Raw genomic sequence first — 10,370 nt, 5'->3', positions numbered from 1 at the left:
TACACATTTGGTTCGTCTTCTTTGTTCAGTTTTCAAAGGTCAATCGTTGTTTTGCAACAACTTCTATATCCTATCATAGGACATTTTTACTGTCAACAGTTTTTATTCAACTTTTTCAAAGTTTTTTGGAACTGTTTTAAAAGCGAACGTTCGCTTCACAGTGATATTAATTTATCATAACCAAAGACTGTTTGCAAACGAAATGATTTATTTTTTAAAAAATTTTTCAATTCCTTTTTCATTGATTTTTCAATAAAGTCTTTACTTTCTTTTTAGAGGCTCGTATAATAAAAAGTACATCAGCCGAAATAGCTCAGTTGGCAGAGCAACGCACTCGTAACGCGTAGGTCGCAGGTTCGACCCCTGTTTTCGGCATCTATTAGAAAAGCGTTCAAGAAGAGGTCAAATGAATCTTCTCGAACGCTTTTTGTTATTATTTCTGTACGAGTATTCACTTTACTCTTTTGGAGCAGAGTAAACTGAAACGTGATTTCCCAAAATTTTAATCTCAACTGGAAGATCGTCTGATTGGTCTCCATCAACGTCAGACTCTAGTTTGGAATCCGATGAAATTTTTATATTTTTTGCTTTAATATATTCGATATTTTCATTTTCAACCACATCCCCTTTTAATATATTAGGAATGAGTGAAAGTTTTGAGAAGATAGAAGCATCTTTAAGAATCAATATATTGGCATAACCATCTTTGTTGTCATCAAACATTTTTTTGTCCGCATAATAGTTGGACAATAGAACAAGTACTTGACTAGCTTCACCATGATAGTTTCCATTCTCTGTTTCAACATGAATCGTAAACACCTCATCATTTAATACCGATTTCATTGTATTAATGGCGTACGCTAGAACACCATATTTTGTTTTATCTTCAATTTCAACATTGTGAATGGCTTCTGGCAGGGATCCCACACTAAAAATATATCCAAAGTAATGATCGTTAGCTTTCCCAATATCAATAGCGTTAGTATTGTTGAAATCGAGTTCTTCTATCGCTTGGTCAATATCTTGACTGATTTCTAATAATTTTGTAATTAAATTACCTGTCCCGCCTGGGATAATTCCTAGTTTAGGAATATATTCTTTTTCAGCTATTCCTGAAATTACTTCATTAACGGTACCATCACCACCAAACACTACTACAGCTTCAGCTTTTTCTTTAACAGCTTCTTCAGCAAAAATAGTTGCGTCTTTTGCTTTCTCGGTGATTCTAGTTTCAACAACATCAAAATATTCTTTCGCTTTGTTTTCAATTTTTTCTTTATAATCCAAAGCTCTTTCTCCACCAGAAGTTGGATTAATAATAATCATTACTTTTTTCATCCTAAACATCTCCCTATTCTGTTGTTCAAAATCATTTTAAACCTACTTTCGAATAGCTTGCCTTATTAATATTCTAAGTATTTGTAATGCATTATAACATATGACAATGTATTCCTATTCTTTTTTATCTTACTTTAACGATAATCGAGGTCTATAAAAATAAGGCCGAGTAATTACCCGACCTTTTTATTTTGTACTAATTCAATTATCTTCAATACTACATCACTTGCTTTTTGCATGCTTTCGAGAGTTACGAACTCGTATTGCCCATGGAGGTTCTCAGCTCCGGTAAATAAGTTTGGAGTTGGGATTCCTTTATAAGTAATAATACATCCATCTGTTCCTCCACGGAATGGTTGAATATCTGGCGTGATACCACATTCTTTATAAGCCTCAATTGCTACTTCAACTGAAGTCATATCGTCTTTTAGGATTTCATACATATTATAGTACTCATCGTAAATCGTACATTCGATACGTGGCACATCATACGTTGCATTTTGCGCATCGACGATTTGTTGGAACCGCGCTTTTCTCTCTTCGAATTTCTCCATCGAGTGATCACGAATAATATATTCCAATTCAACCTTACCGATGTCGCCTGATTGTTTCGATAACATAAAGTAGCCTTCGTATCCACTTGTACGTTCTGGCACTTCATCTCCTGGCATGCGAGCAAATAGTTTTGCCGCTTCCGCCAAAGCATTCACCATGACATCTTTGGCTTGCCCTGGGTGGACACTTGTCCCGTGAATCGTTACCACCGCGCGAGCTGCATTAAACGTTTCATATTCTAACTTTCCTACCACTCCACTGTCTAAAGTGTAGGCAAATTTCGCAGGCATACGTTCCGCTTTAAACCGGTGTGCACCTTTACCGATTTCTTCGTCTGGGCCAAACGCTAACCAAATATCGCCATGCGGAATCTCTGGATGCACCATTAAGTGTAAGCAAGCTTCTAATACCGAAACGAGCCCTGCCTTATCATCGGCACCCAGCAGTGTTGTTCCATCTGTGGTAATCAACGTTTCCCCAATATAATTTTTGAGGTTTGGAAACTCGCTGACAGTCATTACCAAATTCTTCTTGGCATTGAGCACCACATCTTCCCCGTTATAATTCTCGTGAATTTGTGGATTGATATTTTCAGCGTTAAAATCCGCGGTGTCGACATGGGCGATAAAACCAATCGCCGGAACCGCACTTCCTTCTTCTAAGTTACTTGGCAAAAGCGCCACTAAGTAGCTATCCTCTGAATCGAGTTCTACTTTTTGAAAGCCATACTCCACTAACTCGCAACGAAGCATTTCTAAGAATTCCCATTGACTCTTTGTCGTAGGGATGCTAGTTGATTTCAAGTCACTACGCGTATTGATTTTCACATATCGAATAAAACGTTCTAACATTGTAGGATACATGTTAATAAGAGTCATCTTCTTTCACTTGGTGGAACTCTAAGTCTGCAATGGTTTCACGACCGAACATTTCAATCGCCACTTTAATTTTTTGTTTTTCGTGGTCAAGTTCTACTACTTTACCGCTCATATCGTTGAAGGCACCTTCAGTGATGATAACGTAGTCTCCAACAGATACATGTAAATCAACTGGAGCATGTACTTTTTCACCGATACGTCCTAAGATTGCTTCTACTTCTTCAGGTAATAATGGAGAAGGTTTTGACCCTGCACCATGCGAACCAACGAAACCTGTTACGCCAGGAGTGTTACGAACAACGTACCAAGCTTGGTCAGACATTACCATTTCAACTAATACATAACCAGGGAAAGTTTTTTCCACCGTTGTTTTTGTTTTACCATCTTTTACTTCAACTTCCTCTTCTTCAGGAACGATGACGCGAAAAATATTTTCTTCCATCCCCATGCTTTGGATACGTGATAGAAGATTTGATTTTACTTTGTTTTCATATCCTGAATACGTGTGTAATACATACCATTCTTTTTCCATTAATACTCCTCCTTAAAGAATCAACAACATTTTTCCATACAAAAAAACCTTCAAGACGAAGGTTTTTTCAACTGCTTTTAGTATATCACTAATCACTATAAAGTACTATTATTTTAAAAGGAATGTAATGAGTTGATGAATCCCATAGTCCACCACAGCAAAAAAGCCTAATGCTACTACCACTGTAATAATTACTGTAATAGTATATTTGTTTACTTCTTTACCTGTTGGCCATGTTACTTTTTTCATCTCTTTAATAACATTTGATAAAAAACGCATGCTGGGTCTCCCTTTCCTCTTTATTTTGTTTCACGATGTAGTGTTTGTTTATTACAATATTTGCAGAATTTTTTGATTTCTAAACGTTCAACTCGACGATTTTGACCAAGAGTAATGGTATAATTTCTTGATCCACATACACTACAAGCTAACGCTGCTTTTTTCTGTGCCATTCTTTCACTACTTTCTATAAATCCATATCTATTTAATCATAAGGAAACAGCGAAATTTTGTCAAGTCAACACTAGTCCCCTAGCAATATTGCTACAAGAAGCAAAATAATTTGTAAAGAATGAATCATTACCATATTTTTAATGGCTAAAGCAAAGGTGGTTTTCTTATCTTGTACAGCTTTGAACTGCTGAATATGTTTATAAATAGGAATTCCAACTGCAAGAACACCAAGTAGTATCCATGGCGCAACTCCTAATAATACTGCTAGTACCATCGCACCGAACGCAACTGCATAAAGTACTTGATAAACCACTAATGCTTGTTTCTTTCCAATATAGTAAACCAATGTATAACGATGGTTGGTAATATCCATTTCTAAGTCACAAATATTGTTGCTTAACATGATATTGGCAATCGTACAAACAAGTGGCAATGATAATAGAAACACCTTTAACTGAGAAACAATATCCAGTTGCATCGTTAAAATACTTCCGTCTAACTGCACGCCTGCAAAAATAGTTCCTTCTGGCACATTTAAAAATACCGTAATCCAGAAAATCCCAAATCCCATCGTGAAGCCTGACAACACTTCACCAAGAGGCATCCGTGAAATCGGAATTGGACCAAAGGTATAGAAGACACCGATAAAGAAACAAAGTGCCCCGACCATTAGTAGAAGGATGTTTGTGCGCGCTACAAGAATGATCCCAAAAACTGCTGCAACTGCAAACAGAATTCCGAATACTTGCCAAGCTTTTTTCACCGTTAAACTACTTGTTCCAATTACATTATGATGATCACGATAGTCAGAGTTCTTTGCTTTTACATAGTCCATCAAATTATTCATAACGGTCGTTGCCATATCAAATGACAACATTCCAACAAAGAAGAGACACATGTTAAGAACGTTTATTTCTTTAAATAATATAAAAGAATAGCATAAAGCAGTTAAAAATGGGAAAACGCTAGCCAATTTCGTTCGCAATTCCACTAATTCAATAAACTCTTTTTTTGACATCATTCTATAGACTCCTTCAACTCAAGTGCTCCGTTTGTTAGTTTGAAAGTCTCTTTAATCGAATCGGATACATAGACCTTTTTATCCTTGGTCACAAAAATGACATCCACATCTTTATGGCTATTCGCATATTCCAATCCTTCTTTCACCCCAATAGAAAACATCGAAGTCGATAAAGCGTCTCCTTTAGTCGAACGATTTACAATTACCGATACTCCTTCGATATTATTCTCATAAGGATAACCCGTTTTAGGATTTAAAATATGATGATAGACTTGATTGTCCACTTTTAAGTATCGTTCATAGATTCCTGAAGTGACGATTGTTTTATCTTTTTCTAAAATCGTCCCTAAAGTTGTCCCACGAGATTCTACTGGATCTTGAATTCCCACATTCCATGCAACCCCATTTCTTGCAGGGGAACCTCCCATAACAACAATATTTCCACCTAAATCGATAACGGCCGTCGTTACCCCTTCTTTAGCAAAATAATCCCAAACCTTATCGGCAATATATCCTTTTGCAATCCCGCCTAAATCCAATTTCATTCCTTTTTTCTTCAAGAACACTGTTTGTTCAGCATCATTTAGCTCTACTTCCTTATAATCGACAAGAGGGAGAACTGCATCAATTTCTTCTTGAGTAGGCTTTTTGGCATCATCAAATCCGATATGCCACAACGACGTTAATGGTCCCACAGTAATATCAAATGCGCCATTAAATTCCGCACTATATTCCAATCCCAATTTAATGAGTTCATAAACATCCGCGCTGACCTTTACAGGCTTTTCACCGGCAGCAATGTTTACTTCATCCACTTCAGATCCAGAAGCATTTACAGTAATTCTCTTTTCTAAATCTTTAATCATCTCCAAAGCACTCTCGATTAGAGCCTCAGAATTAGGATGATAGACGGACAATGAAACAGCCGTCCCTAATAAGAAATCTGTCTTTTTCACCGGAGATTTAATAATTTCTCTTGGAGTTTTAATTGATGCGCCAGAAACAGTGTCTGCTTCATTCTTCGGTTGACTTTGGCAAGCTGCTAAAACCGTTGTAGACATCACTGCCAAAAGGCCCCATTTCATCCATTTTTTCCTCATAACACTCTCCTTCTCATTCATCCTATGTATTGTATCTCATTTTTCATAAAAACTAAACCTTATTCCAGTAATTCGGCATCCTATTCCCTATCAATAAACTAAAAACTCCTGCACGAAAAGTACAGGAGTTCGCAGTTTTCACTTGTAACCCATTAGTTTTTTGGTGCTTCTACTTTAATTTCAGTAGTATCACCTTTTTTAGCAGCTTCAATTAATTTGTTTGCATATTCCACAAATGAAGTATGTGCGTTTGTTGCACCTGTAACTACTTCAACATCTTTAGGATTTTGTTTAGAAACAAGACCTTCATTGTATGCTTTAAAGTATTCAGCTGGTCCAGTACCCAATTTATCTTTCATTGATTTTTCGTATGCAGCATCTGCTGATTTACGTTCACCTTTATCGTTTAAGTTGTCATAATCAGATTTAGTGATTTTTCCACCTTCAACAGTAATCGTAAATTCAACATGCCAACCACGTTTGTCAGCAGCTGATACTAATTTATAAGTACCATCTTTTAAAGCTGCATCAGATTTTTGTGCCGCCGCTTGTGTAGTTGCAGTTTGTGTTGTAGCTGCTTGTGTTGTTGTTTTGCTTGAATCTGTTTTGCTGTTTCCGCCACATGCTGCTAAAACAAACACAGATGATAATAATACTGCTGTTGCAGATAAAGATTTTTTGATAATCATGGTTTTTACCATCCTTCTCTATATTTTATATTTCGTAACATTTATTATAGCATATCACGGGCAAAAGTCTAGTTTTCTCTGAAATTTTGCTCTTCTTTTCACTTGAAGAAATAAAGTGAAAAAGGTGTTTTCTAAAATGAAAACACCTATCTTTGTGAATGAATAGTTATTAATATTCTCGTTGCAATAAACGGTTTGTGATATCATACAACATCGATTTTACATTCTTTTCTGGCAGTCGTTCAATTTGTTGCAAAGCGCGATCCGTATATTTTTTAGCTAATACTTTAGCAGACTCTACTCCACCAGATTTTAATACCAGTTGTTGCACTTTTTTTCTTTCCGCTTCAGAAATAAGCTCCTTTTTTTCTAGAAGCGGGAGCAATTCCTTCTCTCTTTTAGGAAAAGCCATAATGAGCGGTAAAGTATACACCCCTTGAGCTACATCCTCTAATACCGGTTTCCCAAATTGATGAGCATCAATTTCATAATCTAAGATATCATCTAAAATTTGGAAAGACATTCCTATCGCATGGCCAATTTGCCTTGCTCTTGCTTCTTCTTTCAAGAGTGAAAATCGTTCTCCCATCATACAACTTAACATAAAAAGTTGCGCTGTTTTCCCTTCAATTCTCTTCAGATAGTCTTGAACCGTCACATCTAAACGATAACGTTCTTCCATTTGAGACAGTTCCCCTTGAATTACTTGCATCATTCCACGTGTGGGAATTTGGATATTCACTAAATCTTTACTATAGGATGATAACAGTTGATAACAAACCGTCAATAAATAATCCCCTGCATAAATGGCTACTCGATTCCCAAATTTTGCGCTAATCGTCTCTTGACCTCTTCGAACGCTAGATTCATCTATCACATCGTCATGGAATAATGTTGCCACATGTAATAACTCCAGAGCAGCCGAAATAGCACGAACTTCTTCTTTATTTCTATTGTCATTCCACATAGAGAATAGAATCAAATATGCAGGACGAACCATTTTCCCCCCAGAATCAAGGACTGATAAAATTGCATCCTTAATAGTCTTATTCTCTATTTGAATGGAATCTTTCATTAATTTTTTTACTTGTTTTAGTTCTTCGTGAAGTTCTGGATAATTCATCCACATTGGATGTACAGCCGTCATATATTTTCTCCTTCATATCGACTTTTAAAAAAAGAAGCCGACAAAAATTGTCGACCTCATTATACCATATCCTATTTTACAAGTTGGGTTCCTTGCTTATCGAAGCCATAGATTGCTTTCGATTTACCATACCACCATTTTCCAGCTGTTCTTTGGAACCAAGGAATGAAGTAGTAGTCTAACCCAAACGCGCGACCTGAGCCGTTCATTAATGCAATCGCAGCAGGAACAAACCACATGTTTACCCAGTAGAACATTCCTGATAAGCAGAATGTTGCGACTAAACCGATTGTCACTGCGTTGACAATCCATGTTAAGAAACCAGCCATAATAGCAAGACCGATTGCTAACTCTACAAAGGACATTACTTTTTGCATTAAATGTGCAACTTCAACATTAGGAATCATGATTTGCATGATTGAAGCAAACCAATCTGGCATCTTTTCTAATACCATTGCTGGTTGTTCCCCATATGAATAGTTGAAACCGAACGAAACGACTTGAGTAGCTGTTTGTGCTGCTGTTTCTGTAGCACCACTTGCTGCTGAAACAGCTTCAGATGCTCCACTTGCAGCAGAAGTTGGTTCTAACAACCAAGGGAATGGGAATGCTAAATGAGTTCCATCAATCCAGCTATGAGCTCCCCATAAACCAAAGATTTTCTTCAACCCTTCAATTGTCCACATACCACCGTAGAATAATCGAAGCGGCACTGACCATAATACATTACCGTAGCGTGATAGGTGTCCACGGAAGATATTACGACGGTTTTTAATATGGAAGAATTCATGGAATACATATTGAATCGCATAGTATAGTGAGAAGATTTCTAAGAAATACTTGATGTTTACGAGATGTTTCATCAACATTGCGAAAAATCCACTTAAGTGCCATTTACCCATCAAGAATGCTACGCCGTAGTGAGAACCAATAGAAACCATGAATCCATCGTATTTCCCTTTGTAAGCAACTTTTGAAGTATTGTTGATAGATGCGATAATATTTTTCGCTGCTGTTTTACCAGTTTGTTCAGCCGCTTGTACAATTTGTGGATGTGGGCGGTTTTCTTTATCTGGTTCTTCATAGTACGCTAAGTCTCCAACAGCAAAAATATCGGTTTCGCCATCGATTAACATATTCTCATTAACGACTAAACGTCCTGCTCTTGCTGCTTTAAACCCAAACACTTCTGCTTCAGTGTTAGCTTTAACGCCTGCTGTCCAGAATAGTGAGTAAGTTGGAATAACCGTACCGTCTGCTAAGCGAATGCTATTTTGCTTCACTTCAGAAATTCCGTTTCCTTTAATCACTTTGATGCCGCGTTTTACCATGAAGGCTTCTGCTTTATCCGCATCGCTTGCATCTAACATGTTTAAGATAGTTGGAACGGCTTCAATAATATATAAGTCAAAATCTTCTTTATCTAAATTGTATTCATGTGCTAACACTGGAATCCAGTCCATTAATTCACCGACTAGTTCAACCCCAGTAAATCCGGCACCACAAACCGCAAACGTTAATAACGCTTTACGTTTTTGAGGGTCATGTTCTTTAGCTGCTTTTTCAACACAGTTAAGGATGTGTTTACGCATTTTAACAGCATCTTCCATTGACCATAACGTAAATCCATTTTCTTTAACCCCTGGGACGCCGAAGTCATTTGCTTCTCCACCCATTCCAAGCACTAAATAATCATAAGAGAATTCACCATGTTTTGTGCGAACTACTTTGTTTTCTTTATCAAGATTCGTAACGGTATCTGTTACTAAGTTGACATTTTTTGAACGAGCAAAAATCTTTTGTAAGTCGTATTGAATCGCATCTGGTTCAACACGCCCCCCAGCAACTTCATGTAATTCCGTCATATAAGTTAAGTAAGGATGTTTATCAATCAATGTAATCGTAACATCTTTATTCTTTTTCAACTTATGTGACAATGTTTTGGTAGCAGCAACTCCGGCAAAACCGGCACCGATTACTACAATGTTTGTTTTTGTCATTGTAAATCCCCCTTGAGCTTTATCACTTTAGTAGTATAGTCTATAATTGTGCTTTTGTCCATAGGATTGTCTTTTTTTTCACGAAGGAACCCTTCTATTTTTTAGAAAAATATTGAAGAACTTTAATATGAGCCAACGCGTAATTTGCGGCAACCCCAACAGCTATACCAGCAAAGATTCCAACGATTGACATTGCTGGTAAATATAAGAGCACCGTCCACGATTTAGCCATCCAACTTGCTACCATCAATTGCCCTACATTGTGCAGAATTCCACCAGTAGCACTCACTCCAATCATGCTGACCCGCTTTTCACCAAGCTGCTTCACAAGATACATTCCGATAAAACTGACAAGGGCACCCATACCACTATATAGAAAAGTAGAAAAAGTCCCTCCAAGAACGGTTGTCAGCAACGTTTTCATCACAATGACAAAGACGACCTCTTTAAAGGATAAAGTATATAAACTAATTAAAGTTACTATATTCGCCAACCCCAACTTAGCCCCTGGTGCAAACGCAAAAGGAAACGGAATGGCTTGTTCCAACAACCCTAAGACAATTCCTTGAGCAGTTAATAATGCGATAAAAACAAGTTTTCTTAAATGACTATTTTTCTGCATTCCATTCTCCTTTCAATCTTTTTTAAAAAAGGCCG

Annotated in this window: 11 protein-coding genes and 1 tRNA gene; 1 reads left to right on the top strand and 11 read right to left on the bottom strand. The window is 37.0% G+C overall.

What is annotated here, in order from left to right:
• Positions 1-302 precede the first annotated feature (302 nt).
• Positions 303-375 (top strand) — tRNA-Thr (locus ADH99_RS08215).
• A gap of 81 nt (positions 376-456) precedes the next feature.
• Here the strand turns inward: ADH99_RS08215 and ADH99_RS08210 are convergent.
• The 11 genes from ADH99_RS08210 to ADH99_RS08165 all read right to left on the bottom strand — a co-directional run bounded on the left by ADH99_RS08210 (position 457) and on the right by ADH99_RS08165 (position 10,335).
• Positions 457-1,338: a diacylglycerol/lipid kinase family protein gene (locus tag ADH99_RS08210; RefSeq protein ID WP_049554812.1), complete on the bottom strand. Its 882-nt coding sequence runs from the start codon at positions 1,336-1,338 to the stop codon at positions 457-459.
• A 173-nt stretch (positions 1,339-1,511) separates the two neighbouring features.
• Positions 1,512-2,771, bottom strand: a complete 1,260-nt coding sequence (gene pepT, locus ADH99_RS08205) for a peptidase T (RefSeq protein ID WP_082160239.1) — start codon at positions 2,769-2,771, stop codon at positions 1,512-1,514.
• On the bottom strand, positions 2,758-3,303 hold the full coding sequence (gene nusG, locus ADH99_RS08200) for a transcription termination/antitermination protein NusG (protein WP_005606052.1): 546 nt from the start codon (positions 3,301-3,303) through the stop codon (positions 2,758-2,760). Before nusG ends, pepT begins: the two co-directional genes overlap by 14 nt.
• Before the next feature lie 108 nt (positions 3,304-3,411).
• On the bottom strand, positions 3,412-3,582 hold the full coding sequence (gene secE / locus ADH99_RS08195; RefSeq protein WP_049554813.1) for a preprotein translocase subunit SecE: 171 nt from the start codon (positions 3,580-3,582) through the stop codon (positions 3,412-3,414).
• A 20-nt stretch (positions 3,583-3,602) separates the two neighbouring features.
• Positions 3,603-3,755 (bottom strand): 50S ribosomal protein L33, encoded by a 153-nt coding sequence (gene rpmG / locus ADH99_RS10365; RefSeq protein WP_005606057.1) that lies wholly within the window; start codon positions 3,753-3,755, stop codon positions 3,603-3,605.
• A 71-nt stretch (positions 3,756-3,826) separates the two neighbouring features.
• Complete coding sequence (locus ADH99_RS08190; RefSeq protein WP_049554814.1) at positions 3,827-4,777, bottom strand: 1,4-dihydroxy-2-naphthoate polyprenyltransferase; 951 nt, start codon at positions 4,775-4,777, stop codon at positions 3,827-3,829.
• Positions 4,774-5,877 carry an FAD:protein FMN transferase gene (locus tag ADH99_RS08185; RefSeq protein ID WP_049554815.1) on the bottom strand — a complete coding sequence of 368 codons (1,104 nt, stop codon included), beginning with the start codon at positions 5,875-5,877 and terminating at the stop codon, positions 4,774-4,776. The genes ADH99_RS08190 and ADH99_RS08185 overlap by 4 nt, the downstream gene beginning before the upstream one ends.
• A gap of 152 nt (positions 5,878-6,029) precedes the next feature.
• On the bottom strand, positions 6,030-6,566 hold the full coding sequence (locus tag ADH99_RS08180) for an FMN-binding protein (protein WP_244266364.1): 537 nt from the start codon (positions 6,564-6,566) through the stop codon (positions 6,030-6,032).
• 169 nt (positions 6,567-6,735) lie between these two features.
• A complete protein-coding gene (locus ADH99_RS08175) occupies positions 6,736-7,713 on the bottom strand; it encodes a polyprenyl synthetase family protein (protein WP_049554817.1) in 978 nt (325 codons plus the stop codon).
• A gap of 71 nt (positions 7,714-7,784) precedes the next feature.
• Positions 7,785-9,713, bottom strand: a complete 1,929-nt coding sequence (locus ADH99_RS08170; RefSeq protein ID WP_049554818.1) for an NAD(P)/FAD-dependent oxidoreductase — start codon at positions 9,711-9,713, stop codon at positions 7,785-7,787.
• A gap of 94 nt (positions 9,714-9,807) precedes the next feature.
• Positions 9,808-10,335: a Gx transporter family protein gene (locus tag ADH99_RS08165; protein WP_049554819.1), complete on the bottom strand. Its 528-nt coding sequence runs from the start codon at positions 10,333-10,335 to the stop codon at positions 9,808-9,810.
• Positions 10,336-10,370 lie beyond the last annotated feature (35 nt).

This window comes from Granulicatella sp. 572.rep1_STHE (assembly GCF_001073445.1).
Classification (GTDB): domain Bacteria; phylum Bacillota; class Bacilli; order Lactobacillales; family Aerococcaceae; genus Granulicatella; species Granulicatella adiacens.
This window is presented reverse-complemented; position numbering and strand designations above follow the sequence as displayed.

Excerpts from the sequence above, each read along its gene's own strand:
- nusG (WP_005606052.1), bottom strand. The coding sequence starts at position 3,303 with ATGGAAAAAGAATGGTATGTATTACACACGTATTCAGGATATGAAAAC.
- ADH99_RS08185 (WP_049554815.1), bottom strand. The coding sequence starts at position 5,877 with ATGAGGAAAAAATGGATGAAATGGGGCCTTTTGGCAGTGATGTCTACA.
- ADH99_RS08175 (WP_049554817.1), bottom strand. The coding sequence starts at position 7,713 with ATGACGGCTGTACATCCAATGTGGATGAATTATCCAGAACTTCACGAA.
- ADH99_RS08190 (WP_049554814.1), bottom strand. The coding sequence starts at position 4,777 with ATGATGTCAAAAAAAGAGTTTATTGAATTAGTGGAATTGCGAACGAAA.
- pepT (WP_082160239.1), bottom strand. The coding sequence starts at position 2,771 with ATGACTCTTATTAACATGTATCCTACAATGTTAGAACGTTTTATTCGA.
- ADH99_RS08165 (WP_049554819.1), bottom strand. The coding sequence starts at position 10,335 with ATGCAGAAAAATAGTCATTTAAGAAAACTTGTTTTTATCGCATTATTA.
- secE (WP_049554813.1), bottom strand. The coding sequence starts at position 3,582 with ATGCGTTTTTTATCAAATGTTATTAAAGAGATGAAAAAAGTAACATGG.
- rpmG (WP_005606057.1), bottom strand. The coding sequence starts at position 3,755 with ATGGCACAGAAAAAAGCAGCGTTAGCTTGTAGTGTATGTGGATCAAGA.
- ADH99_RS08180 (WP_244266364.1), bottom strand. The coding sequence starts at position 6,566 with ATGATTATCAAAAAATCTTTATCTGCAACAGCAGTATTATTATCATCT.
- ADH99_RS08170 (WP_049554818.1), bottom strand. The coding sequence starts at position 9,713 with ATGACAAAAACAAACATTGTAGTAATCGGTGCCGGTTTTGCCGGAGTT.
- ADH99_RS08210 (WP_049554812.1), bottom strand. The coding sequence starts at position 1,338 with ATGAAAAAAGTAATGATTATTATTAATCCAACTTCTGGTGGAGAAAGA.